The following is a 23,138-nucleotide window of genomic DNA, read 5'->3' as shown; positions in this document are numbered from 1 at the left end:
GTCGGGCCGCGTTTTGATTTTTTATTCAAAGGTTTGGGTGAGTCATGTCACGTCTCAAGGTTCTCTACGGTTTTCACGCGGTCACCGCGCGCCTTCGGGCAGATGCATCGACGATCGAGGAAGTGTTGTACGACCCCTCGCGCAAGGATCGTCGCATGACGGATTTCCTGCGCTCGGCGAAGGAAGCCGGCGTGCGCCTGATCGCCGCCGATGAATCGCGTCTGTGGGGCCTCGCGGGCAACGTCGGGCATCAGGGTGTCGTCGCGCGCGCGCATGACATGCCGCTCGCGCAGAATCTCGCCGAGTTGCTCGACGGCGTCTCGGGCACGCCGCTTCTGCTCGTGCTCGACGGCGTCACCGATCCGCACAACCTCGGCGCGTGCCTGCGCGTCGCCGATGCGGCGGGCGCGCACGCGGTAATCGCGCCGCGCGACCGTTCAGCGGGCCTCAACGCGACGGCGGCGAAAGTCGCGAGCGGCGCCGCCGAAACCGTGCCGTACATCACCGTGACGAACCTGGCGCGGGCGCTGCGTGAACTGAAGGACGCGGGCGTGTGGGTGGTCGGCACGGCGGGCGAAGCGAGCGCGAGCCTCTACGACACGAAGCTCGACGGTCCGATTGCGATCGTCGTCGGCGCGGAAGGCGAGGGCATGCGCCGCCTCACGCGCGAAACCTGCGACGAGATCATGAACATACCGATGGCGGGGACGGTCGAGAGTCTGAATGTGTCGGTGGCGAGCGGCGTGTGTCTGTTCGAAGCGGTGCGGCAGCGGTCGGTGAAGAAATAACGCATCGATGACGTTCCGTTTTGCCGCCGCCGCGCTTCTTTGCGCGTTCCTTTCTGCCTGCGCCGTGACCCGAATCGACCGTGGCACCTACGTCGCCGACACGAGCCATCACGCGACGAGCGCCGACTCCCGCGTGCGCTTTCTCGTCATGCACTACACGGAGATCGGCGAGGCGGGCTCGATCGAAGTCCTGACCGGCCCGAACGTCAGCGTGCATTACGTCGTGCCGGACGCACCGGCGCTCGAAAAGGGCGAGCCTGTCATCTACCAGCTCGTGCCCGAGGAACAGCGCGCGTGGCACGCGGGCGTCAGCGAATGGCAGGGGACGACGGAACTGAACGCGGCGTCGATCGGCATCGAGAACGTGAACCTCGGTCCGCTCGATACGCCCGAAGGCCGCACCTGGCAGCCGTATCCGGGCGCGCAGATCGAGGCGCTCGTGCGGCTCTCGAAAGACATCGTCACGCGCTATCGCATCCCGCCGACGCGCGTCGTCGGCCATAGCGACATCGCGCCGCAACGCAAGATCGATCCCGGCCCGCTCTTTCCGTGGCGCACGCTGTACGACGCGGGCGTCGGCGCGTGGCCCGACGATGCCGACGTCGCAGGCCATCTCGCGGGTCGCGATCCCAAGGCGCCGACGGACGTCAAGGCGCTGCAGGACAAGCTGCGTCGCTACGGCTACACGGTGGCGACCGACGGCATCCTCGACGACAAGACGCGTCACGTCATCCGCGCATTCCAGATGCATTTCCGCCCGCGCGACTACGCCGGCGACGCGGACGCCGAAAGCGACGCCATCGCCGCCGCCCTGCTCGACAAATACTTTCGCTAAAGCCACGCCATGTCCGACTACTTCCTGCCGCTGCGCGCGGTTCACATGACCTTCGCGGCACTGAGCATCGCGAGTTTTTTCGTGCGCTGGCTCTGGATGCTGCTCGACTCGCCGCTTCTCCACAAGCGCGCGACCAGAATCGCCCCGCATGTCATCGATACCGCGCTGCTACTGAGCGCACTCGCGCTCGTCGCGATCATCGGGTTCGGTGCGAACGCGGCCTGGCTCTCGGCGAAAATCGCGGGGCTCGTCGTCTATATCGTGCTCGGGACTTTCGCGCTCAAACGCGGCCGCACGAAGGCCGTGCGCGCGTTCACCGGCGTGCTTGCGATCGCCACCTTCGCGTTCATCGCGTCGGTCGCGCGCTCGCACGATCCGCTCGGTTTCCTGCGCATGCTTTGAGCGGCGTCGCGCCACGGCTCGTCCGTTAAAATCACGTTTTCCCCTCTCGCAGTCCCACTTCCATGACTCAAGACGAACTCAAGCAACTGGTCGGACAGGCCGCGGCCGACTATGTGAACGTGAACGTGCCCGAAGGGGCGGTGATCGGCGTCGGCACCGGCTCGACGGCAAACTGTTTCATCGATGCAATCGCGAAGTCTAAGGCGCGCTATCGCGGCGCGGTGTCGAGCTCGCTTGCGACCACCGCGCGGCTCGAATCGCATGGCTTCAAGGTGTTCGACCTGAATGAAATCGAGTCGCTGCCGGTGTATGTCGACGGCGCCGACGAGATCGACGCAAGCGGCGCGATGATCAAGGGCGGCGGTGGGGCGCTCACGCGCGAGAAAATCGTGGCGTCGGTGTCGGACGTGTTCGTGTGCATCGCGGACGCGACGAAGCGCGTGCCGGTGATGGGCAAGTTCCCGCTGCCGATCGAGGTCGTGCCGATGGCGCGCACCGCGATCGGCCGGCGCGTGGCCGCGCTCGGCGCCGTGCCCATCGTGCGCGTGCAGAAGGACGGCACGCCTTTCATCACCGACAACGGCAACGAGATCATCGACGTGAAGGGCCTCGACATTGCCGATCCTCGCGCGCTCGAAGCGCAGATCAACGCGTGGCCGGGCGTGGTGACGGTGGGCCTCTTCGCCGCGCGCGGCGCCAACGTATGCCTGCTCGGCACAGAGACGGGCGTCGAGCGGATCGACTACGTGCAACATCCGTGACGCGCCGAAATAAGCGGTGAGTTAGGCGTGAGTTAAGCGGTCGCTACGAATCGCGGCGATCCCGCCTGCGCGTGTCGCTTTTTTGTCCACGCGAACGTGCGCCGGCGCTCTTCAGCGGCGCGCGCCGCGCCAAAAAATCTCGAAAAAACAGCGGGTTGAGGTAGCATTGCAGGACACCTCTCACGCGCAAACGCTTGCTCCCCAGCCAACGATGAACGACAGCAAAGAAGCCATTGCACGCGATGTCGAGGCGATCAGCCGCATCAGCGCCGTGCCTTCGATGCTGCGTGTCATCTGCAAGAACACGGGCCTCGGTTTCGCCGCCGTCGCGCGCGTGACCGACGGCAACTGGACCGCCTGCGCGGTACAGGACGACATCCAGTTCGGGCTGAAGCCCGGCGGCCAGCTCGACGTCAACACCACGCTCTGCATCGAGGCCCGCGCGGCGCGCATGCCGATTGTGATCGATCACGCGAGCACGGACCCCGTCTACAACGCTCATCACACGCCGCGCATCTACAACATCGAAAGCTATATCTCGGTGCCGATTGTGCTGCCGAACGGCGAGTATTTCGGCAACCTGTGCGCCATCGATCCGCGTCCGCGCGTCGTCTCCGACCCGCGCACGGTCACGATGTTCACGCTCTTCGCCGAGCTGATCGCGCTGCAACTGGACAGCGAAGGGCGTCATCGCGCGGCCGAATCCGCGCTCTTCGACGAACGCGCGACCGCGGAGCTGCGCGAGCAGTTCATCGCGGTGCTCGGCCACGATCTGCGCAATCCGCTCGCCGCCGTCTCCGCGAGCGCGGAGCTGCTCGTGCGCAAGAGCCGCGAGCCCGATTCGGTTTCCATTGGCCGTCGCCTGCAGGCGACCGCGCGCCGCATGTCGCGCCTGATCGACGACGTGCTCGATTTCGCGCGCGGCCGGCTGGGAGCGGGCATCGGCGTGACGCTTCAACCCGAGGACGATCTGCGCACCGCGCTTTGCGACGTCGTGTCCGAATTGCGCGACGCCAATCCAGGCCGCACCGTGCGCGAGCACATTTCGATCGCGCAGCGCGTGTTCTGCGACCGCGGCCGCGTGCAGCAACTGCTGTCGAATCTGCTCGGCAACGCGCTCACGCATGGCGCGCACGACGAACCGGTCGTCGTCGAGGCGGCGCTCGACGGGGACTGCGTCGTGCTGTCGGTGACGAACGGCGGCACGCCAATCGCCTCCGACGACCTGTCGAAGGTTTTCGAACCCTACTGGCGTCCCGCGACCAGCAGGCCGGGCGGCGGCCTCGGGCTCGGGCTCTACATCTGCGCGCGCATCGTCGAGGCGCATGGCGGGGTGCTGGACGTCACGTCTTCGGCGGAAGAGGGCACGCGTTTCGTCGCGCGACTGCGCATCTGCGGCTGACGCTTTTGCGTTCGGCCTTTGCGGTGGCGCTTTGGCGCTCCGCTTCGTGCGGGCCGGGCGCCGGTACTGTTCTTGCTGCAACGAGATGGAAATTTAGGGCGACGCCTAGGGAGGCGCGCGGCTTCGCAGCGCTACAACGCGGACCGCGTCCGAACCGGGCTCGAAGCCGACGTACAACCGCCAATCCTGAATTCCTCCATTCGATGCACGCCGATCTCCGCTACGCACTCGACACGGCCTACGAGCGGCTGAAACTCCTGGAGCCTTCACCGGCCGACTTCGCGAGCAGCTATGCGCTGTGTCTCGGCATGATCATGGGCGGGCGCACTTGCGGCGGGATGTCGAAGGACGAAGCGGCGGCGGAGCGCGCGCATCTGTCGATGCTCGCGGCGCTCTATGAAATCCGCCTGCTCGCGCGGAGCGTCTCAGCGAGGCAGGACCGGCGCGGATAATGCCAATGAGAAAGGCCCGGCAGCACGCTGCCGGGCCTTCTCTTTTCTGGGGCTTGTCCGCTTGCGACGCTCGGCGGACTCGCCGGTCTCCTCAATAAGCGTTGCTCAATAAGCGTTGCGACTGACAAACCCCTTGAACATCGTGATCGCGACGATTTTGATGTCGAACCAGAACGACCAATTGTGAATATAGAAGAGGTCGAACTTCACGCGGCTCTCCATCTTCTCGACCTTGGTTGTCGCACCGCGATAGCCGTTCACCTGCGCCCAGCCGGTGATGCCCGGCTTGATCCGGTAGCGGAACATGTAGCCGTAGACGAGATCCTTGTAGAGGTCGTCGTGCTCGATCGCATGCGGGCGTGGACCCACCACCGACATCTGTCCGAACAGCACGTTCAGGAACTGCGGCAGTTCGTCGAGACTCGTGCGCCGCAGGAATGCGCCGATCTTCGTCACGCGCGGATCGTTGCGCTTGGCCTGCGTCACGTGGCCCGCCTGCTCCTTGTGGAGCGCCATCGAGCGGAACTTGTAGATGCGAAACGGCCGTCCGTCCGCGCCCTTGCGAAACTGCGTGAACAGCACCGGACCCTTCGAGGTTGCCTTGATCGCGATGGCGATGCAGATCAAGAGCGGCGCGAGCGCGGTGAGCGCCGCGGCGGCGAAGCAGCGGTCGAACAGCAGCTTCGGCCACATCTGCAGCGTGCCGACCGGCGATGTCGTCAGATTGATGGTGGGCAGGCCCGCGACGTCGGTCATCGAATGATTGAAGAGCGACATGCTGCGCGTGTCCGGAATGAGGCGCAGGTTCACGAAGTCATGGCGCATCGCGTGCACGAAGCGGTAGATCGTGTGCTCTTCCGAGAGCGGCAAGGCGAGCCAGATTTCGTTGATGCCTTCGGCGCGCACCTTCGCGACGAATTCGTCGAAGTCGTTGAGCACCGGCAGGCGGCCCGCACGCGTGTTGCCCGCGCCGCCGGCACGGCTGATCCCGCTGGCGTGCAGCGCTTCGTTGCCGCTCGTGTCGAGCAGGCACACGGGCGTGAAGCCCTGGCCTGGCGTGCGGTTCAGATGGGCGAGCAGCGTGCGGGCGAAGCCCTGCGCGCCGACGATCGCCACCGTGCGCTGGTTCAGCCCGCGGCTTCGCATCACGCGCAGGCCGAGATACACGACGCACTTCGACGCGACGATCATCGCACCCGCGATGATCGTCGAATAGGCGAACCAGAGGCGCGATACCGCGTCCATCCGGTGCAGCGTGAAGGCGACGAGCAGGCTCGTCGCGGCGACCGCCATCCACGCGAGCGCGACGCGCGCGAGCATCCCGGGCAGCGCCTTGCCGCGCCAGGTCTCGTAGACGCCAAAGCTCGGAAAGAGCAGGAGCGCGAGCACGCTATTGAACGCGATCAGGAGCTTCTCGACGTCGCTGAAATCGCTCGACGACGAGAAGCGCATCGAATGGGCGATCAGTCCGCCCGCAACGATCAACGCGACGTCGAGACACCGCGCAGTTCGATTGAACATCATGGTCGTGCTCCCCGCTGACCGCTCATGGCACGCCCTTGTTGTCAGGCGCTCGTGGTCGAGGGTTCGGTCGCACGCAGGCGCGGCAGCAGGCGGTCGAATTCGCGCTTCACGAGGCCGTAGCATTCGCATGCACGCGCTTCGAGTCCTTCGCGATCGACGACCTTGATGCAGCCGCGGCTGTGATGAATGAGGCCCGCATCGTGCAGCTTGCCGGCCGCTTCGGTCACGCCTTCGCGGCGCACGCCGAGCATGTCCGCGATCAGTTGCTGCGTGACCTGCAACTCGTTCGACGCGGTGCGGTCGATCTCGATCAGAAGCCAGCGGCAGAGCTGCTTGTTGAGCGAGTGATGCCGGTTGCAGGCCGCCGTCTGCGCGACTTGCGTGAGCAGCGCCTGCATGTAGAGCAGCATCAGGCGGCGCAGGAAGTCGGAGCGGCCGAACTGTTCGCGCAGTGCCTGTGCGCTCATCCGGTACGCGAAGCCGGGACATTGCACCTGCACGCGCGTCGGCATCGTTTCGCCGCCCGTGAGCACCGGCACGCCCGTCATGCCTTCGCGGCCGACTGCGGCGATCTCGACGGAGCCGCCGTCTTCCATCGTATGCAGGAGCGAGATGATCGCGGTAGTGGGGAAATAAACGTGATGAATGCGCTGGCCCGAATCACACAGTAGTTGTTCGGTGCGAAGTTGAACGAGTTCGAGGTGCGGTGTAAGTGCTTGCCATTCGTGCGCCGGAAGCGCGCCCAGCAAATGGTTTCCATGCAGGTCGGACTGGAGGGTCAGCATGATTTTTTCTCTCGTAACTTCGCGCCGTGCGCTTCACTATTTTTTTACTGGCGCGAATCGTTCGAGAAGTCGGTGCGACTGCTTCTGAAACTTTTCATCGCCAGCCCCGTAGCCACGCGGCCGTCGCTTGATTTTTTTGTTCTGTGCGCCGTGCCGGGTTGCGCCACTCATTTAGCGAGGACCGTGCCAGTCGGGGCAACGTCAATGCCACCATGGGGCCGTCTAGCAAAGACCATCCGTGACGCAGCGCAGCGAACCGTTTTTGTTTCAGTCTTGAACATTGCTGGTCTTAGGAATCGTCGCGGATTGCGCTTCCATTTGTCTGTCAATGTCCGCAAGGCGCGCCTTTCAGTATTTATTCCACGGTCCGATAAGGCTCTCGCGCCGTTCACCCTCCCAATCGCCCCCTCCATTTGTAGGGAGTTTGAAAAATGATTCATCCGTGTTCCATCGCCTGCGTGGGCTATCGAACGCAGTCGCTCGGCCGGCAGCTCCGAATTGCCCGCGGCGCCTTGCAGGCTGGGCCGAAGGCCCGCCGGACGGCGCATTGCACCGGATCGCGTGATTCGTCGGAAACGATTCGCCGAGGGCACCTGCGCGGTGCAGCGGGCGCTACAGCAAGAAAAATGTCGTCATACCTAAGGCCCTCGCCGAAGCACGCTGACAGGGGATGAGCGGGCCAACGAGCGCATCGGATGCGCCGTTTCGTGTCGGCGGCCAACGTTTGCGCGCTGCACCTCGCCTGCGCGAGCCGCTTCGCTTGCGGCTGACGATAAGGCGCGCGCGGAAATGTTTCACTTCGCGACGGTGCGTACGACCGTGCGAAAGAAGCACGCGATTCGGCTTTGCAGCATGGATGAATCGTCGGACGCCGAAGCATTTAGCAGACGATTGCCGCGAGCACCGGAACCGTACGCTCGTACGCGCGTTCGAGCACGTCGAACGACGCGTCGCAGGGTTCGCGCCGCTGCCGTGAAAGCGCGCGCGCGAGCTTGCATTGCAGCACCATCGCTTCGCTCGCCATCTTCTGCGCGCTCACGTGCGCTTCGTGTGGAATGTCGAAGCCTTGCTTGCGCATCCAGCCGAGGTAATGCGCTAGGAACTCGAAGTTCGATCCCAGTTGCCGCATCACGTTGGCCGAATACTGCTGCGCGTAGGGCTCGCCGCGCTCGAGCATCGTTTCGACGTGACCGGCAAACGCCGCGCGCCAGCGGCCGACCGGATTGCCCTCGGGACGCCGCAGCAGATGCGCGCAGAGCGTATCGGCGGAAGCTTCGGCGAGCGCCGTGCCCGTGAGCGCTTCGCGTGCATGCTTCACGAATTCCACATGCGGATAGAGCGCGTTTGACGCGCCTTCGGCGTCCGGGCGATGCAGCACGCGATCGTAGTCGTCGCCGGTGAGCACGTAGTAGCCCGTGTTGTGGAAATAGCAGAGACGCCGTGCGTCGGGATCGATGGCATCGACGCCGATGGTCGTCTTCACGTGCGCGCGGTGATACGCGATCGAGCGCGTATCGGGCAAATGAAATGCGTCCACTTCGATGAGCACGGTGTTCGCGCGGCGGGTCTGCGTGAGCACGCGTTCTTCGAGCGAATCGAAGATCGACAGCTCCTGCACCTGCAGGCCGAACAGCTTGTCGATGTCGTCGACCGGCACGCGCGGCAGCGTGAACTGATCGTCCTCGAAGTCCTGCGTGACGGTGAAGGCGAGCGCGGCACGCGGCTCGAAGGCGTAACCGTGCAGCAGCTCGATCCAGAGATCGACGTGGGAGTCGGTGTCGTGCCAGATGCGCTCGCCGCGATGCAGCGCATGCGTTTGATGGCGACGCGCGTGCACCTTCAGCGGATCGAGACTGACGACGCGCGCGCGGTCCGGACCGGAGCCGGATACATCGGTGAGATGAAACGCGCTCATGCCGTGACCTCGCGGCGAACCGTCAAACGTTCGATGCAGGGGTGCGCGACATTCGCGTACGCGACGCTGCCTGCATCGGTGGCGGTATTCATGTGGATGTTCCCATGTCGTTGAGGGTCGCGTGAGCGGCAGGACGCAATCGCCGAGGCACGTTCGAATGCAGGGCAGGCAAGTGCTTATGTCATACGTGAACGATGTGCGAAGCCGCGCTGTCCGATCACAAAGCCCGCATGCATGAGATGCCTGCCGCCATGACGTCGTTCCCCGCGACGTCATGTGTGGCCGGCCTTATTTAACGAATCCGCATGCTGGAGCGTCGGTGCGATGGCGCACTGATTAACGCCTGCCCGGGACGTAACGTGTGAACGTCGCAACGTCGGCTTGACGCCGTCAGCATGGAGACCCAATTGATGAACTGGAAAACACTGGACTTCGAACAACTCACCGCACGCGAGCTGTATCTGATCTTGCGCGCGCGCAGTGCCGTGTTCGTCGTCGAACAGTCACACGTGCATCTCGATGCCGATGGCCGCGACGAAACCGCCGTGCATGTGTTCGCCACCGAAGACATGATGCGGCCGATGCCCGTGCTCGCGTATGCGCGCATTCACGAAGGCGATGTCGAGGATCCCGAAGTGGTGGTCGACAAGATCCTGACAAGTCCGCTTCGGCGCGGCGACGGGACGGCGGAAGTGCTCATCGAACGCGTGCTCGCGGTGGCGACCGAGCGCTGGCCGGGCCGTCGCGTGCGGATCGCGGCGCCCGTGAGCCTGCGTGAATTCTACGAAGCGTTCGGCTTTCGCAAGACGGAAGGTCCGTTCCTCGAGCACGGCATGCCGTTCATTGGACTGACGAGAAAAAGCCGCCAGTCGCGCGATACCGCGGGCGCGGCGAAACCGCTGGCGGTGCGCGCGGGTGCGTTCGACACTTTCGAGCTGCTCTGAGCACCGTCGCCGCAACATCACAAGGAAGCGCTCACCGGAGCCCGAGGCGAGCCGAGCCACGATTCACGCATACGATTTACGCCGATCCCCGTCCCTCGAACCGGACCTCATGAAAATCGTCCACCTCGCCAACCATGCGCAAACGATCGGCAACGGCACTGTCAACATGATGGTGGACCTTGCCTGCGTGCAGGCACGCACCGGCCATGACGTGGTGGTGGCGTCGTCGGGCGGAGGCTTCGAGCCGCTCCTGCGGCGCCACGGCATCAATCACGTGCTGCTGCAGCAGTCGCGACAACCGTGGCGTGTGCCGTCGATGGTCGCGGGCTTCAATCGTCTCATCGATCGCTTCGATCCCGACATCGTTCACGCGCACATGATGACGGGCGCGCTCGTCTCGCGCTTCGCGGGCATGCGGCGGCGCTTCGCGCTCGTCACGACCGTGCATCACGAATTCCAGAAGAGCCCGTCGATCGTGCGCTGCGGCGACCGCATGGTCGCGGTGAGCGAGGCCGTCGCGAAATCGCTCGTCGAGCACGGCATGCTGCCCGAACGTCTTTCGGTCGTGAGAAACGGCGCCGTGGATGCGCCGCGCCTCATCTGCCGTCCGGCCGCGCGGCCGGTGCGTCTGAAGCACCCCAACGTGCTCTCGGTGGCGGGCATGTTCAGAAGAAAAGGCATCGCGGACCTGCTGCACGCGTTCGCCCAGGTGCGCACGGAGGCGCGCGATGCGCCCGAGTTCATGAAGGAGCCGCACCTGTACCTGCTCGGCGACGGTCCCGATCGCCTGTCGATGGAAGAGCTTGCCGCGGGACTCGGCATCGCGGATTCGGTGCACTTCGCCGGCTTCGTGGCGGACCCGCGGCCGTATCTCGCTCAGACCGACGTCTTCGCGCTCGCCTCGCACGCCGATCCGTGTCCGCTCGCGATCGTCGAAGCGCGCGAGGCGGGCTGCGCGATCGTCGGCACGCGCGCGGGCGGCATTCCGGAGCTGCTCGAAGGCGGCGCGGCCGGCGTGCTCGTCGATGCGGGCGAGCCGCAGCAGCTTGCCGCCAAGTTGCGCTGGCTCCTGATGGACACGCACGCGCGGGCGCAACTCGGCGCGCGCGCGAAGTGCAATCTCGACGGCCTGTCGGTCGAGCGCGTCGCCCGCGAGTACATGGCGATCTACCAGCGCACGCTCGCCGAGCGCGCGGCAATGGACGAGCGGCGCGCGGCGCAGGGCGCGCGGCGCGCCCCCGACGGTGCGATATGAGCCGACATCCCGCGCTTGAGGGTACGCCGTCGTCGCCGTCCGCACCCAGGCGACGACGCGGCATCGAATCATGCGGCGATCCTGACGGATCGCCGTTTCGCATTCAGGCGGCCCGAAATCGTTTGCGCGGCATTGCCGCACCGTCCGCGGGCGCACGTGAGCAGACAATACGTCCCTCTGCAAGCCGAAGCGTTCGCGTGCGCACAGAAGGACCACGGGATGCTTGGTCAAATGAATGCCAGACCGATTCGATTTCCGAAACGATTCGAGGTCCTCGCGCCAAGCGGAACATCACGCGCCGCCTTTCTTCAGTTTCACTGACGAAAGGCGGCGCGTGTGCGGACAGTTGCCGCGATTCATCCGACGAAGCGCGCGCGACAAACGAGGCTGTTGAAGCCGACGAAGCCGACGATTCCGAGCGTCGCTTCCAATGTGAGCGGGCAGAGAGCGGGAGGGAAGGTCGCGGTGGGTACACAAAGAGCGCGGGGCGATATGTGCGGACGACCGCTATCGAGGACGAATCGAGAGGGAATACCCTGTCAGGACTTTCCCAACTGGATTTCGACTGAGCGAAGACGCAACGTATCAGGCACGGCAAATGCCCTTCGGGGGCCCTTGCCGAGCTTTTCGCAGCTTGGGAAGCGCGAAGGCGATGCGCGAGAGGCATACGGCTACGGTCATGCGCAAGGGGAGAAGCGTGATGGATGAAAACAAAGAGCGGTCGCTGGTGGCGAAGGTGATGGACGGGCTCGTCTCCGGCATCGTCGAGCAGAAATATGGCGCGATACTGCCGCCACAGGACATTTTGTCCAAGGAATTCGACGTCAGCCGCACCGTGATGCGCGAGGCGCTCAGCATGCTGCTCGCACGCCATATGCTGGACGTGAGGCCGAAGACCGGTACGCGCATCCGCCCGATGAGCGACTGGCGGCTGATCGACGAGGACGTGGTGAGCTGGCGCTTTCGTGCCAAGCCGGATCAGACGTTTCTCCGCGATGTAATCGAATTCCGCATGCTGATCGAGCCGCGCGCGGCCGCGCTCGCTGCGGCACGCGCGACGCCGGAGGAGGTCGCCGGCATCCGCGACGCGTTCGACGCGCTCGAACGTTTGCAGGTCGGCGAGCCGGAATACCAGGCGGCCGACGAGGCGCTGCACACGCGCATCGTCGGCGCGAGCGGCAACCAGTTCTTCCGCCAGATGACCGCGATCGTGCGCGGCGCGCTGGTGACGGTCAATCCGATCGTCGACGGCATCGAGTCGGTGCGGGAAGCGACGCTCGCCGCGCAGCGCAGCGTGGTCGAGGCGATCGAGGCGAAGGACGCCCAGGGCGCCGAACGCGCGACGCGCGAGCTGATCGACATGGCCGCCGAGGAAGTGGGGCGTGCGTTTTCGCTCGAACGAAGCGGCGCGAATCCGCCGATCGGGGCGTCGGCCTGAAACGCGTTGGCGTGTCGGGCGGTGCTGAGAATGAACCGGGGCTTGCCCCGGTTTTTCGTTTGGGCGCAACGCTTTCGGCGGCGCGTGTGCTTCAGGCACAATGCCACCGACCAGACCAAACGGAGGACCGGCATACCGATGACCAACGACACCACGATCCGCTGGGGCATCGTCGGCGCGGGACGGATCGCGCGGCGTTTCGCCGAAGGGCTTGCGCACGTGCCGGGCACCGAACTCGCCTGCGTCGCGTCGCGGCGCATCGAGTCCGCGCGGGCGCTCGCGGCGCCGTTCAATGCGCGCGCCGTCGAATTCGACGCGATGCTCGGCGAGATCGACGCGCTCTATATTGCGACGCATCAGGACAGCCATCCCGATTACGCGCTGCGTGCGTTCGCGGCGGGCAAGCCGGTGCTGTGCGAGAAGCCGGCGGCCGTCAACGCCCGTTGCCTGCAACAGATGATCGATGCCGCGCGCGCCGCGAAACGGCTCTTCATGGAAGCCATGAAGCCGCCGTTCTATCCGCTCTATACGCAGTTGCGCGCGCATCTCGCCGCCGACCCCATCGGCGAGATCGGGCTCGTGCGCGCCGGTTGTTCGATCGCGAACGTGCCCTCGACGCATCCGTCGTTTTCGAAGGAAACCGGTGGCGGCGCGCTGCTCGACATCGGCATCTACGAGGCGTTTCTCGCCGTCGACTGGCTCGGTGAAGCGCTCGACGTGCAGACGATCGGGCGTATCGGCGAGAGCGGCGTCGATACCTTCGCGAGCCTGAACGTGCGCCACGAGCGCGGCATTTCGCAGCTTTTCTGCGGGCTCGACTTGCAAGGCCGCGGCGATGCGCTGATCGCGGGCACCGGCGGCACCGTGACGATCCACGAGAACTGGTGGAATCCGGCCCGCGCGAGCGTCACCTATCTGGACGGCCGCAAGGTCGAACTCGATGCGCCGTTCGAAGGCGGCGGCCTCAACTACGAGACCGCGCACTTCTGCGAACTGCTGCGCGCGGGCGCGATCGAAAGCCCGTTGATGCCGCACGCCACCTCCATGCGCATGATCGCCATCACCGATGCCGCGCGCCGTGACCTCGGCCTGCGTTTCCCTTTCGAGTCGGACTGACGCGCCGATCGTCATGCGGGATTGCCCGCATCAAGTTTGCTTGGGGCTCGTCGTTAACTTCGCGTACCGGGGCCGCGTTCGCTTGCGAACGCTGGCTCATGTTCACTTTCGTCCGCTCGCGAAGCCAACGCCGAATTCACGTCCCTATGAAAATCCTGTCGAAACTCATGCTGCTCGTCTTGCCCGTCCTCGCCGCGTGCGGAGGCGGTTCGAGCGACCAGGTCTGCACGACCGACGCCAACCTCAACAAGAGCTGCACCCCGAAAACCTCGCATGCGCTGCCCGAAGGCATCTGGGGCGGCGCGACCAACAACGGTCTTTCGGTCCAGACGCTCGTGCTCGAGAACGGCCAGTATTTCAGCGTCTACACGTCGGGCGGACTCTTCACGTGGCTCGTCGAGGGCATCATGACCGCCACCGACGGCGCGTTCACCGATCCGGCGGCGGTCGTCTTCGCGACGAGCGGCGCGGTGCAGGCGACGGCCGTCAACGGCACGTTCCTCGCGAAGACGTCGTTTTCCGCGACCACGCCGGGCACGCTGCAGTTCAACGGCAACTACAACACGGTGTACGACACGCCGCTCGCCGTCGCCGACGTGCTGGGCGCCTGGCACAACACCGTGCCCGTGATGACGACCGTCAACTTCGCCGCCGACGGCTCGCTGACCGGCCAGCAAGGCGGCTGCACGTTCACCGGCAGCGTCAGGCCGCGTTCGACCGGCAAGCACGTGCTCGACGGCACGCTCACCTTCACCAGCGCGGCATGCGCGATCGGCAACGGCGTGTCGCTGCCGATCGAGTCGACGGTGATCAACGGGCAACTGACCTTCGTCGGCGTCACGCCGCAGCGCACGGGCGCGTTCTATCTCAGCGCGACGCGATAAGGGCATCCGGATGCAAAAAGCCGCCCGAGGCGGGCGGCTTTGCGTGTGTCGCAGTGAAGCGTCGCGCGCTCAGTGCCTTCCCGGCAGCGCGAGACGCCGCTCGACGCGCCGCTGCACCAGTTCCAGCACGCTGCACAGCACCCAGTAGACGAACGCCGCCGCGAGATAGAGCGGCAGCGGCTGATAGGTCGCCGCAATCACTTCCTGCGCGCTTCTCAGAAGCTCCGTCACGGTGATCACCGAGACGAGCGACGTGTCCTTGATGAGACTGATCAGGCTGTTCGACAGACTCGGCACCGCGATTCGCAGCGCCTGCGGCGCGATCACGTAGCGCAGCGTCTGCGTGCGCGACAGGCCGAGGCTGAAGGCCGCGAGCCACTGTCCGCGATGGATGCCGAGAATCGCGCCGCGCATGCTTTCCGACAGGTACGCCGCGACGTTCGCCGACAGCGCGATCACGCCCGCGGGCGTCGGTTCGAGCGAGATCCCGAGGCTCGGCAGCCCGTAATAGATGACGAAGATCTGCACGAGCAGCGGCGTGCCGCGCATCACGCTCACGTAGCAGCGCCCGGCCGCGGCGAGCGCCCGGTTTTCGCTGATGCCCATCAGCGCCAGCACGACGGCCGCGATCAGGCCGAAGAACATCGAATAGACCGCGAACTTGATCGTCAGGAGCGCGCCTTGCGCGAGGACCGGTGCGGATTGGACGAGCAGGGAGGTCGTGGACATGGACGTGTGACGTTAGCTGGCAATGGCGCCGGGCGAGAAAGCGCACATCATAAACCGGGCACGGAAAAGAGAAGGGCGGCACCGCTTGCCGGCGCCGCCCTCGGGATCTGCGGGATGCGTTACTTCGCGGGCTTGGTCACGTCGATGCCAAACCACTTTTGCGAGATCTTCGTGAAGGTGCCGTCCTGTTCGAGCTGGGTCATCGCATCGTCGATGGCCTTCTGGAACTTCGGATTGCCCTTCTTGAACGGAATGCCCGACGGATTGCCCGCGCCGAGGTTCGCGCCCGTGCGCAGCGGCAACTGCGAGTTCTTCATCAGGTACGCGAGCATCAGGCGGTCGTTGAGCGCGGCGTCGAGCCGGCCGGCGGCGAGATCGCGAAGGTATTCGGGCGCGCCCGGATACGTCTTCACGTCGATGCCCGGCACCGCCTTCGCCATGTCCATGTAGTTCGTGCCGAGACCGACGCCGAGCTTCTTGCCCTTCAGTTCGTCGAGCGACTTGAATTCGCGCGTGTCGTCCTTGCGCTGGATCAGTTGCGCATTCGAGTACGTGTACGCGGGCGAGAAATCGAGCGTCGCCTTGCGCGCATCGGTGATGCCGACCTGGTTCACGATCACGTCGAACTTGCCTGCCTGCAGGCCCGCGATGATGCCGCTCCACTCCGTCGTGACGAATTCCGGCTTCACGCCGAGCTTCGCGGCCACAGCCTTCGCGATGTCGACGTCGTAGCCGACGAGTTCACCCTGCGGCGACTTCGAGTTGAACGGCGGGAACGTGCCTTCGAGCCCGACGCGCAGCGTGCCGCGCGCCTTGACGGAGTCGAGCAGGTCTTCGGCGTGCGCCGCGGCCGAGAGCGACGCGCCGATCAGCCCGGCGACCAGCACTTTCTTGAGCAGAGACAGTTTCATTGTTTTCGATACCTCTGGGTTGGAATCGGTAGGGATTCAAGTGGAGCGATGATAGGCAGAATGCAATCGTCCCTTAAATACCGTTTGTCTATTTCTATATTACGCGAGCGCCTCGACGCACTCGGTCACGAGCGCGGGTCCGCGATAGATGAGGCCGGTGTAGAGCTGCACAAGCGATGCGCCCGCCGCGAGCTTCGCGCGCGCGTCGGCGCCCGAGAAAATCCCGCCGACGCCGATGATCGGCACGTCCGTCCCGACTTCTGCGCGCAGCTTGCGGATCACGTCGTTCGACGCATCGAAGACCGGCCGGCCGGACAGGCCGCCGGCTTCCTCGCCGTGCGGCATGCCGGTCACGGCGGTGCGCGAGAGCGTCGTGTTGGTCGCGATCACGCCGTCGATGCGGTGACGCAGGAGCGTGCCGGCAATCGCCTTGATTTGTTCGTCGTCGAGATCGGGCGCGATTTTCAGCGCGAGCGGCACGAGCTTGCCGTGCATGTCGGCGAGTCGCTGCTGCTTGTCCTTCAGCGCGCCGAGCAGCGAATCGAGTTCGTCCGCGCCTTGCAACTGACGCAGATTCTTCGTGTTCGGCGACGAGATGTTGATCGTCACATAGCTCGCGAACGGATAGACGCGTTCGAGGCAGTAGAGATAGTCGTCGGCGGCGCGCTCGATCGGCGTGTCGGCGTTCTTGCCGATATTCAGCCCGAGCATGCCTCGATAGCGCGCCGCCTGCACGTTCGCGACGAACTGGTCGACGCCGCCGTTGTTGAAGCCCATCCGGTTGATGAGCGCGTTCGCTTCCGGCAGCCGGAAGATGCGCGGGCGCGGATTGCCTGCTTGCGCGCGCGGCGTGACCGTTCCCACCTCGATGAAGCCGAAACCGAGCGCGGCGAGTCCGTCGATGCACGCGCCGTCCTTGTCGAGACCCGCTGCGAGGCCGACCGGATTGCGGAACGTGAGGCCCATCACGGTGCGCGGCGAGTCCGGCAACTGCTTCGCGAGCATGCCCGCGAGCCCGGTGCGCCCGGCGGCGCCGAGCATGCGCAGCGTCAGATGGTGGGCGTCTTCGGCGTCCATGCGAAAGAGCTGCGCGCGCGCGAGCGGATAGAGTGAACTGAACACGAGGAGGGAGCCGGCGACGGCGAAATTTTAAACCCGCTATTTTAGCCCTTTTGGGCGACGCGGCTGGCGGGATGCGGATTCGTCCGATCGCGCGGGCGTCCTACCGCCCGCTGCGTTCCGCGCGCGGCATCTTTCCCGGCATCGGCGGGGTGCCGGCGGAATGCATCGTCGCGGGATCGAGCAGTGACCACTGGCCGTCGACGAGCCCTTCCAGCGGGCGGAAATTGGCCTTGTACGCCATCTTGTCGCTCTGGCGGATCCAGTAGCCGAGATAGACGTGCGGCAGGTCGAGGCTTCTCGCCTGTTCGATCTGCCAGAGGATGTTGTAGGTGCCGAAGCTGGTGTGCGCGAGTCCCGGCTCGAAGAACGTGTACACCGACGAGAGCCCGTCGCCCAGGATGTCGATCATGCTGATCATGCGCAGTTCGCCGGGTTCGTCCGGATGGCCCGGATGCGCCGGCTCGCGGAACTCGACCATTCGCGAATTGATCCGGCTTTGCAGCAGGAACTGCTCGTACTGGTCGCGGCTGTCGCGGTCCATGCCGCCGCCCGCGTGCCGCGCCGACTGATAGCGCATGTAGAGCGCGTAATGTTCTTCGTCGTAATGAAGCGGCGCGACGCTCGCGATCAGTTCGCCGTGCTGCTTCCAGACGCGCCGCTGCGTGCGGTTCGGCGAGAAGCGTTCGACGGGCACGCGCACCGGCACGCACGCGCGGCACCCGTCGCAATACGGACGATAGGTGAAGACGCCCGAGCGCCGGAAGCCGGCCTTGACGAGTTCGGTATAGACGTCGGAGTTGATCAGATGGCTCGGTGTGGCGACTTGCGAGCGTGCGACATGCCCTTCCAGATAGCTGCAAGGATAGGGCGCCGTTGCATAGAATTGCAGCGCGGAAAGCGGTGAAAGCGGCAGCTCGTTGGGGTGAGTCACGTTGGCGGCTCTCGGAGGCGTCTACTCTCGGTCACAAACACGTCGCGCGATGGCTCATCGCCGCGCGGCGGTCATCGAGTCATGCAACGTCGCACCGGGCGCGCCTGGCGTTTGGCGATCCTACCGCGCAAGCAAATCGCGAAGGACGGATTTGTCGAAGTGCCAGGGGATCGGCGGCTTCTCGACCGCGCCTTGCAGGTGCGCCATGAAGCGCTTGCGCGGAATCTCGCGACCGCCCAGCGACGCCAGATGCGACGTGTTCTGCTGACAGTCTATCATCTCAATTTCATGGCGGCGCAAGTGCGAGACGAGCGCCGCGAGCGCGATTTTCGAGGCATCGCTCTTGTGCGCGAACATCGATTCGCCGAAGAACATCTTCCCGAACGACACGCCGTAAAGACCGCCGACCCGCTCGCCGTCGAACCAGGTTTCGATGCTGTGGGCGTCGCCCGCGCGATGCAGCGTCGAATACGCCTCGACGATGTCCGCGGTGATCCAGGTCCCGCGCTGGCCCTCGCGCGGGGTGTCGGCGCAGGCGCGCATGACGGCGGCGAAATCGTGGTCGACGCGCACTTCCCATTGCGGCTCGCGCAGCACGCGCCTTAACGTCTTCTTCAGCGAATCGGACAGCTTGAACTCGCGCGGCACGAGGACCATGCGCGGGTCGGGGCTCCACCAGAGCACCGGCTGGCCGTCGGAATACCACGGGAAGATGCCGTGCCGGTAGGCGTCGATGAGACGCGCCGGCAGCAGGTCGGCGCTCGCGGCGAGCAGGCCCGGCGCGCCGCTCGACGCGCCGAGCGCACGCTCGACCGGCGGAAACGGATCGTCGGAGGCGAGCCACGGGACCATGTTCGGCTCCGTCAGCCGTCGCGCAGGGTGCGGAAGATGTCGCCGGTGTGGAGCGTATAGGTGCCGGCAGCGCGGTCGGCGAAGAAAAAGCGCAGCGTCTGGCCGACCGTCGGGAACGCGATCTCGTCCCAGGGGATTTCGCTTTCGTCGAAGAGTTTCACTTCCAGGCTTTCCTCGCCGGCGTCGAGTTCGATGTCGAGCAGCCGCGCGAGATAGAACAGATGCACCTGATGCACGTGCGGCACGTTCAGCAGCGTGAAAAGACTCTGGATCTCGACGCGCGCGCCCGCTTCCTCCAGCGTTTCGCGCGCGGCGCCTTCGCTTGTCGTCTCGTCCATTTCCATGAAGCCCGCGGGCAGCGTCCAGTAACCGTAGCGCGGTTCGATCGCGCGGCGGCAGAGCAGCACCTTGTCGTCCCAGACCGGCACCGTGCCGACGACGTTGCGCGGATTCTGATAGTGGACGGTGCTGCAACTCCCGCACACGAAGCGTTCGCGGTTGTCGCCGGGCGGAATGCTCAGGCTGACCTCGTGGCCGCAGACGGAACAGAATTTCATGGGAAAAGGAGGAGGAAAGTGTGGTGGAAGTGTATCACCGCAGGGGCCTTCGCTTGGGCCCTGGCGCTTGTCGCTACAATGACCGGATCGATCATCACGCGCGCCGCGCCTCGCTTCCGAGTCCATGTCCACACCCGCCTCACGTCCGCCGATGCTCGCCACCGCCGAAGCGCTCGGCATCCTCCTCGCCGCCGCCCGGCAGGTCGAGGGTGTCGAGTCCATTGACACCCTCGATGCGCTCGGCCGCGTCCTCGCCGCCGATGTCGTGTCGCCGCTCGATGTCCCGCCCATGCACACCAGTTCGATGGACGGCTACGCGGTGCGCAGCGCCGAACTCGCGCAGGCATCGACGGCGCGGCCGGTGGCGCTCGCGGTCTCGCAGCGCGTGCCCGCCGGGCACGTCGCCGCGCCGCTCGCGACGGGCACGGCGGCGCGCGTTTTCACCGGCGCGACCGTGCCGCCCGGCGCCGACGCCATCGTCATGCAGGAAATGGCGAGCGTGTCCGACGACGGACGCGTCGCCTTCGAAGCAGCTCCCGAAGCGGGCGAATGGATCACGCGGCAGGGCGCGGACATCGAAAAGGGTTCCGTGATCCTGCCCGCCGGCACGCGTCTCACGCCGCAGGCGCTCGGACTCGTGGCGTCGGTCGGCTGCGCGCGGCTCGACGTCGTGCGTCGCACGCGCGTCGCGGTGTTTTTCACCGGCGACGAACTCACGATGCCCGGCGAGCCGCTGAAGGAAGGCGCGATCTACAACTCGAACCGCTTCACGTTGCGCGCGCTGCTCGCGAAACTCGATTGCGACGTGACCGATCTCGGCATCGTGCCCGACCGCCTCGACGCGACGCGCGACACGCTGCGGCAGGCCGCCCGCGATCACGACCTGATCCTGACGTGCGGCGGCGTGTCCGTCGGCGAGGAGGATCACGTGAAGCCGGCGGTCGAGGCGGAGGGACGCATCTCGATGTGGCAGATCGCGATGAAACCCGGTAAGCCGCTCGCGTTCGGCGCGGTGCGGCGGGGGAGCGAGAGCGAAGGCGACGAGGCGTTCTTCATCGGCTTGCCGGGCAATCCGGTGTCGAGTTTCTGCACGTTCCTGCTGTTCGTGCGGCCGTTCATCCTGCGGCTCGCGGGCGTCGAGGCGGTCGCGCCGCGCGTCTATTCGATGCGCGCCGACTTCACGCAGAAAAAGGGCGATCGCCGCAACGAATTCCTGCGCGCGCGGGTGAACGACGCAGGCGGGCTCGACGTCTTCGAAAACCAGAGTTCGGCCGTGCTGACCTCGACGGTCTGGGGCGACGGCCTCATCGACAATCCGCCGAATCACGCGATCAGCGCGGGCGAGATCGTGCGCTTCATTCCGTTCTCGGAACTGATGCGCTGAACGGTACAAAGGCAAAAGGCAAACATGAAAGTGGAACTGAGATTTTTCGCGAGCGTGCGCGAAGCGCTCGGCGTCGCGAACGAGAGCGTCGAGGTGCCGGACGGCATCGTCAACGTCGGCGACGTGCGCGCCTGGCTGCGCGCGCGCGGCGGCGCGTGGGCGGAAACGCTCGCGGAAGGGCGCGCGCTGCGCATGGCCTGCAATCACGTGATGACCGACCCGACGCAGCGCATCACCGAAGGCTGCGAAGTCGCGTTCTTCCCGCCGGTCACGGGTGGCTGAGATGAGCATCGTCCGGGTGCAGGAGGCCGATTTCGACCTCAGCGCGGAAGTCGCCGCGTTGCGTGCGCAGAATCCGAAGGTGGGCGCCGTGGCGTGCTTCGTCGGGACCGTGCGCGATCTGAACGAAGGCAGCGCGGTCGAAACGATGGAGCTGGAGCATTACCCCGGCATGACCGAGAAGTCGCTCGAAGCGATCGCGCGACTGGCCCGCGAGCGCTGGCCGGGCTCCGACGTGCTGATCGTGCATCGCGTCGGCCTGCTCAAGCCGCTCGACCAGATCGTGCTGGTGGCGACGACCGCGATGCATCGCGCCGAGGCGTTCGAATCGTGCGCGTTCGTGATGGATTACCTGAAGACGCAGGCGCCGTTCTGGAAGAAGGAGAAGACCGAAGCCGGCGAGCGCTGGGTCGACGCACGCGAATCCGACGATTCCGCCCTGAAGCGCTGGAACGCCGCGGCGGACGACACGCAGCCGGACTGAATGCCGCTCAGTCTTCGCTGTTGCCGCGCCCGACGAAGGTCGCCGGAAACGGTTCGCCGTTGCCGCGCGCGGGCAGATCGGGCGCGGCGTCGCCGGTGCGCAGCCGCTTGAGCGCCGCGAGCAAGTCGACCTGCGCGTCCGGAATCCGGTAGTCCCAGCCGAATTTGCTCAGTTGCAGACTCTGCGCGATGCGCAGCGCCGGCTCCATGAAGAGCACGGCCGCAGCCGGCTCGTAGCGCGATTCCACCGTATCGAGGAACAGCGACAGCCAGCGCGCGAAGTGCTGCGGCTCGATATCGCCGAGCGGCCGGTGCGCCTCCTGCACGTTCCCGCGATACTGCTTTGAGCCGAGCACGAGACTCGACCAGAAGGTCGTCATCTTCGCGAGATGATCGTCCCAGCGGCCGGTGAGTTCGCGCGAAAAAATCGGGCCGAGGAGCGGATCGTCGTCGACACGCCGGTAAAACGCTTCCACGAGCGCCCGGATATTGGTTTCGTCGGCTTGCGTGTGGCGCGGGGACGGATCGGCGGTGTCGGTTCGCTGGTTCATGATCTTGACGGTGATTCGGGGATTCGCGCGAAGGGTGACGGCCGGGCGCGATCTGACGCACAATGTCGCCTGACCAATGGCGCTCGCGCGCGATCCGTCGGCGGCAACGCATTCTAGCCGCCGATCGCCGCGGGCCCCGCCATTATCCCTCGTGCGCAGGGCGGCTTCCGGCGGATTTGCAGGTCCCCTGCGCTTCGCCGGAGCGTTTCTTACCGCTTGCGCCCGGTTTCATTCGTCGTTTTGCCTCATCGCGCTGTCGCGCGTGCATCGAACCATGCGACTCACCGATTACACCGATTACTCGTTGCGCGTCATGCTCTACCTCGCCGTGCGCACGGAAGGGCTCACGACGATCCAGGAAATCTCCGACGCCTACGGCATTTCCAAGAATCATTTGATGAAGGTCGTCCAGCGGCTCGGCGAACTCGGCTGGATCGAGACCGTGCGCGGGCGCAATGGCGGACTCAGACTGAACGAACGTTCGGGCGCGCTGACGATCGGTGAAATCGTGCGCAAGACGGAGCACGATTTCGCGCTCGTCGGCTGTTTCTCCGACGACGAGGCGCATCGCCATTGCGTGATTCAGGCGCATTGCCGGCTAAAGGGCGTCTTTGCCGCCGCTCGCGATGCGTTCCTCGCCGAGCTGGACCGCCACACGATCGGCGAACTGGCGCAACCGGCGAACGAACTGGCCGGGCTGCTCGGCATCGTGCGGTTGATGCCGTCCGGCGGTAGCACGCTGGCCTCGGCGCACCGTTGAGAGCCGCCAGGATTTGTCGAAAGTCGAAAAAATGCGCGAGACAGGCATTTAGACGCTTGAAAGCGCCGAAAAACACCT

Annotated in this window: 25 protein-coding genes; 15 read left to right on the top strand and 10 right to left on the bottom strand. The window is 65.5% G+C overall.

Translation table 11 applies throughout. From position 1 onward, the window contains the following. Positions 1-44 precede the first annotated feature (44 nt). The 6 genes from rlmB (at position 45) to QCE48_RS08800 (ending at position 4,640) form a co-directional block, all read left to right on the top strand. Positions 45-788: a 23S rRNA (guanosine(2251)-2'-O)-methyltransferase RlmB gene (gene rlmB, locus QCE48_RS08825; RefSeq protein ID WP_309785150.1), complete on the top strand. Its 744-nt coding sequence runs from the start codon at positions 45-47 to the stop codon at positions 786-788. A gap of 7 nt (positions 789-795) precedes the next feature. Continuing rightward, positions 796-1,623, top strand: a complete 828-nt coding sequence (locus tag QCE48_RS08820) for an N-acetylmuramoyl-L-alanine amidase (RefSeq protein WP_309785151.1) — start codon at positions 796-798, stop codon at positions 1,621-1,623. Positions 1,624-1,632: 9 nt separating this feature from the next. Beyond that, positions 1,633-2,025, top strand: a complete 393-nt coding sequence (locus QCE48_RS08815; RefSeq protein WP_309785152.1) for a SirB2 family protein — start codon at positions 1,633-1,635, stop codon at positions 2,023-2,025. 62 nt (positions 2,026-2,087) lie between these two features. Next, positions 2,088-2,786 (top strand): ribose-5-phosphate isomerase RpiA, encoded by a 699-nt coding sequence (gene rpiA, locus QCE48_RS08810; RefSeq protein WP_309785153.1) that lies wholly within the window; start codon positions 2,088-2,090, stop codon positions 2,784-2,786. Positions 2,787-2,997: 211 nt separating this feature from the next. After that, on the top strand, positions 2,998-4,188 hold the full coding sequence (locus QCE48_RS08805; protein ID WP_309785154.1) for a GAF domain-containing sensor histidine kinase: 1,191 nt from the start codon (positions 2,998-3,000) through the stop codon (positions 4,186-4,188). A 203-nt stretch (positions 4,189-4,391) separates the two neighbouring features. Next, on the top strand, positions 4,392-4,640 hold the full coding sequence (locus QCE48_RS08800) for a hypothetical protein (protein WP_309785155.1): 249 nt from the start codon (positions 4,392-4,394) through the stop codon (positions 4,638-4,640). Between the two features lie 105 nt (positions 4,641-4,745). Here the strand turns inward: QCE48_RS08800 and QCE48_RS08795 are convergent, their stop codons facing one another. The 3 genes from QCE48_RS08795 to QCE48_RS08785 form a co-directional block, all read right to left on the bottom strand. Further along, the gene (locus tag QCE48_RS08795) at positions 4,746-6,161 is read right to left on the bottom strand and encodes an undecaprenyl-phosphate glucose phosphotransferase (protein WP_309788234.1); all 1,416 of its coding nucleotides are present in this window, start codon (positions 6,159-6,161) and stop codon (positions 4,746-4,748) included. A 44-nt stretch (positions 6,162-6,205) separates the two neighbouring features. After that, on the bottom strand, positions 6,206-6,949 hold the full coding sequence (locus tag QCE48_RS08790; protein ID WP_087632198.1) for a Crp/Fnr family transcriptional regulator: 744 nt from the start codon (positions 6,947-6,949) through the stop codon (positions 6,206-6,208). Positions 6,950-7,829: 880 nt separating this feature from the next. Continuing rightward, positions 7,830-8,864, bottom strand: coding sequence for a DUF1839 family protein (locus QCE48_RS08785; RefSeq protein WP_309785156.1), 1,035 nt, complete (start codon positions 8,862-8,864; stop codon positions 7,830-7,832). A 410-nt stretch (positions 8,865-9,274) separates the two neighbouring features. On the opposite strand from QCE48_RS08785, the gene QCE48_RS08780 reads away from it, so the two are divergent. The 5 genes from QCE48_RS08780 (at position 9,275) to QCE48_RS08760 (ending at position 14,501) form a co-directional block, all read left to right on the top strand. Continuing rightward, the gene (locus tag QCE48_RS08780; RefSeq protein ID WP_309785157.1) at positions 9,275-9,808 is read left to right on the top strand and encodes a GNAT family N-acetyltransferase; all 534 of its coding nucleotides are present in this window, start codon (positions 9,275-9,277) and stop codon (positions 9,806-9,808) included. 109 nt (positions 9,809-9,917) lie between these two features. Continuing rightward, entirely contained in the window at positions 9,918-11,063 is a 1,146-nt protein-coding gene (locus QCE48_RS08775) for a glycosyltransferase family 4 protein (protein WP_309785158.1), read from the top strand. Positions 11,064-11,763: 700 nt separating this feature from the next. Further along, positions 11,764-12,501, top strand: a complete 738-nt coding sequence (locus QCE48_RS08770; protein ID WP_116564519.1) for an FCD domain-containing protein — start codon at positions 11,764-11,766, stop codon at positions 12,499-12,501. 138 nt (positions 12,502-12,639) lie between these two features. Beyond that, the gene (locus QCE48_RS08765) at positions 12,640-13,617 is read left to right on the top strand and encodes a Gfo/Idh/MocA family oxidoreductase (RefSeq protein WP_309785159.1); all 978 of its coding nucleotides are present in this window, start codon (positions 12,640-12,642) and stop codon (positions 13,615-13,617) included. 146 nt (positions 13,618-13,763) lie between these two features. After that, positions 13,764-14,501, top strand: a complete 738-nt coding sequence (locus tag QCE48_RS08760; protein ID WP_309785160.1) for a hypothetical protein — start codon at positions 13,764-13,766, stop codon at positions 14,499-14,501. A 69-nt stretch (positions 14,502-14,570) separates the two neighbouring features. Here QCE48_RS08760 and QCE48_RS08755 read toward each other — a convergent pair whose 3' ends face one another. From QCE48_RS08755 to QCE48_RS08730, 6 genes are all read right to left on the bottom strand, one after another. After that, entirely contained in the window at positions 14,571-15,230 is a 660-nt protein-coding gene (locus QCE48_RS08755) for an amino acid ABC transporter permease (RefSeq protein ID WP_309785161.1), read from the bottom strand. Between the two features lie 119 nt (positions 15,231-15,349). Next, entirely contained in the window at positions 15,350-16,141 is a 792-nt protein-coding gene (locus tag QCE48_RS08750) for a cystine ABC transporter substrate-binding protein (protein WP_309785162.1), read from the bottom strand. A gap of 99 nt (positions 16,142-16,240) precedes the next feature. Then, on the bottom strand, positions 16,241-17,263 hold the full coding sequence (locus tag QCE48_RS08745; protein ID WP_309785163.1) for a quinone-dependent dihydroorotate dehydrogenase: 1,023 nt from the start codon (positions 17,261-17,263) through the stop codon (positions 16,241-16,243). Between the two features lie 100 nt (positions 17,264-17,363). After that, positions 17,364-18,194, bottom strand: coding sequence for an arginyltransferase (locus QCE48_RS08740; RefSeq protein WP_309785164.1), 831 nt, complete (start codon positions 18,192-18,194; stop codon positions 17,364-17,366). Positions 18,195-18,314: 120 nt separating this feature from the next. After that, the gene (gene aat / locus QCE48_RS08735) at positions 18,315-19,046 is read right to left on the bottom strand and encodes a leucyl/phenylalanyl-tRNA--protein transferase (RefSeq protein WP_309785165.1); all 732 of its coding nucleotides are present in this window, start codon (positions 19,044-19,046) and stop codon (positions 18,315-18,317) included. A gap of 11 nt (positions 19,047-19,057) precedes the next feature. Continuing rightward, positions 19,058-19,603: an NUDIX hydrolase gene (locus QCE48_RS08730; protein WP_309785166.1), complete on the bottom strand. Its 546-nt coding sequence runs from the start codon at positions 19,601-19,603 to the stop codon at positions 19,058-19,060. Positions 19,604-19,754: 151 nt separating this feature from the next. On the opposite strand from QCE48_RS08730, the gene glp reads away from it, so the two are divergent. The 3 genes from glp to QCE48_RS08715 are packed head-to-tail and all read left to right on the top strand — an operon-like array spanning position 19,755 to position 21,750. After that, positions 19,755-20,987 carry a gephyrin-like molybdotransferase Glp gene (gene glp, locus QCE48_RS08725; protein ID WP_404983306.1) on the top strand — a complete coding sequence of 411 codons (1,233 nt, stop codon included), beginning with the start codon at positions 19,755-19,757 and terminating at the stop codon, positions 20,985-20,987. A gap of 24 nt (positions 20,988-21,011) precedes the next feature. Beyond that, complete coding sequence (gene moaD, locus QCE48_RS08720; RefSeq protein WP_309785168.1) at positions 21,012-21,269, top strand: molybdopterin converting factor subunit 1; 258 nt, start codon at positions 21,012-21,014, stop codon at positions 21,267-21,269. Position 21,270: 1 nt separating this feature from the next. Then, positions 21,271-21,750 carry a molybdenum cofactor biosynthesis protein MoaE gene (locus QCE48_RS08715; protein ID WP_309785169.1) on the top strand — a complete coding sequence of 160 codons (480 nt, stop codon included), beginning with the start codon at positions 21,271-21,273 and terminating at the stop codon, positions 21,748-21,750. Positions 21,751-21,757: 7 nt separating this feature from the next. Here QCE48_RS08715 and QCE48_RS08710 read toward each other — a convergent pair whose 3' ends face one another. Beyond that, the gene (locus QCE48_RS08710; protein WP_309785171.1) at positions 21,758-22,300 is read right to left on the bottom strand and encodes a group III truncated hemoglobin; all 543 of its coding nucleotides are present in this window, start codon (positions 22,298-22,300) and stop codon (positions 21,758-21,760) included. Between the two features lie 274 nt (positions 22,301-22,574). Here QCE48_RS08710 and QCE48_RS08705 point away from each other — a divergent pair, with 274 nt between their 5' ends. Further along, positions 22,575-23,060, top strand: a complete 486-nt coding sequence (locus tag QCE48_RS08705; RefSeq protein WP_309785172.1) for an Rrf2 family transcriptional regulator — start codon at positions 22,575-22,577, stop codon at positions 23,058-23,060. Positions 23,061-23,138: the final 78 nt, after the last annotated feature.

Source organism: Caballeronia sp. LZ024, from assembly GCF_031451455.1.
In the GTDB taxonomy this organism is placed as follows: Bacteria; Pseudomonadota; Gammaproteobacteria; order Burkholderiales; family Burkholderiaceae; genus Caballeronia; species Caballeronia telluris.
This window is presented reverse-complemented; position numbering and strand designations above follow the sequence as displayed.

Excerpts from the sequence above, each read along its gene's own strand:
- QCE48_RS08785 (WP_309785156.1), bottom strand. The coding sequence starts at position 8,864 with ATGAGCGCGTTTCATCTCACCGATGTATCCGGCTCCGGTCCGGACCGC.
- QCE48_RS08710 (WP_309785171.1), bottom strand. The coding sequence starts at position 22,300 with ATGAACCAGCGAACCGACACCGCCGATCCGTCCCCGCGCCACACGCAA.
- aat (WP_309785165.1), bottom strand. The coding sequence starts at position 19,046 with ATGGTCCCGTGGCTCGCCTCCGACGATCCGTTTCCGCCGGTCGAGCGT.
- QCE48_RS08760 (WP_309785160.1), top strand. The coding sequence starts at position 13,764 with ATGAAAATCCTGTCGAAACTCATGCTGCTCGTCTTGCCCGTCCTCGCC.
- QCE48_RS08750 (WP_309785162.1), bottom strand. The coding sequence starts at position 16,141 with ATGAAACTGTCTCTGCTCAAGAAAGTGCTGGTCGCCGGGCTGATCGGC.
- QCE48_RS08775 (WP_309785158.1), top strand. The coding sequence starts at position 9,918 with ATGAAAATCGTCCACCTCGCCAACCATGCGCAAACGATCGGCAACGGC.
- glp (WP_404983306.1), top strand. The coding sequence starts at position 19,755 with ATGCTCGCCACCGCCGAAGCGCTCGGCATCCTCCTCGCCGCCGCCCGG.
- QCE48_RS08730 (WP_309785166.1), bottom strand. The coding sequence starts at position 19,603 with ATGAAATTCTGTTCCGTCTGCGGCCACGAGGTCAGCCTGAGCATTCCG.
- QCE48_RS08755 (WP_309785161.1), bottom strand. The coding sequence starts at position 15,230 with ATGTCCACGACCTCCCTGCTCGTCCAATCCGCACCGGTCCTCGCGCAA.
- rlmB (WP_309785150.1), top strand. The coding sequence starts at position 45 with ATGTCACGTCTCAAGGTTCTCTACGGTTTTCACGCGGTCACCGCGCGC.
- QCE48_RS08815 (WP_309785152.1), top strand. The coding sequence starts at position 1,633 with ATGTCCGACTACTTCCTGCCGCTGCGCGCGGTTCACATGACCTTCGCG.
- QCE48_RS08820 (WP_309785151.1), top strand. The coding sequence starts at position 796 with ATGACGTTCCGTTTTGCCGCCGCCGCGCTTCTTTGCGCGTTCCTTTCT.
- moaD (WP_309785168.1), top strand. The coding sequence starts at position 21,012 with ATGAAAGTGGAACTGAGATTTTTCGCGAGCGTGCGCGAAGCGCTCGGC.
- QCE48_RS08800 (WP_309785155.1), top strand. The coding sequence starts at position 4,392 with ATGCACGCCGATCTCCGCTACGCACTCGACACGGCCTACGAGCGGCTG.
- QCE48_RS08790 (WP_087632198.1), bottom strand. The coding sequence starts at position 6,949 with ATGCTGACCCTCCAGTCCGACCTGCATGGAAACCATTTGCTGGGCGCG.
- QCE48_RS08805 (WP_309785154.1), top strand. The coding sequence starts at position 2,998 with ATGAACGACAGCAAAGAAGCCATTGCACGCGATGTCGAGGCGATCAGC.
- QCE48_RS08705 (WP_309785172.1), top strand. The coding sequence starts at position 22,575 with ATGCGACTCACCGATTACACCGATTACTCGTTGCGCGTCATGCTCTAC.
- rpiA (WP_309785153.1), top strand. The coding sequence starts at position 2,088 with ATGACTCAAGACGAACTCAAGCAACTGGTCGGACAGGCCGCGGCCGAC.
- QCE48_RS08770 (WP_116564519.1), top strand. The coding sequence starts at position 11,764 with ATGGATGAAAACAAAGAGCGGTCGCTGGTGGCGAAGGTGATGGACGGG.
- QCE48_RS08715 (WP_309785169.1), top strand. The coding sequence starts at position 21,271 with ATGAGCATCGTCCGGGTGCAGGAGGCCGATTTCGACCTCAGCGCGGAA.
- QCE48_RS08765 (WP_309785159.1), top strand. The coding sequence starts at position 12,640 with ATGACCAACGACACCACGATCCGCTGGGGCATCGTCGGCGCGGGACGG.
- QCE48_RS08795 (WP_309788234.1), bottom strand. The coding sequence starts at position 6,161 with ATGTTCAATCGAACTGCGCGGTGTCTCGACGTCGCGTTGATCGTTGCG.
- QCE48_RS08780 (WP_309785157.1), top strand. The coding sequence starts at position 9,275 with ATGAACTGGAAAACACTGGACTTCGAACAACTCACCGCACGCGAGCTG.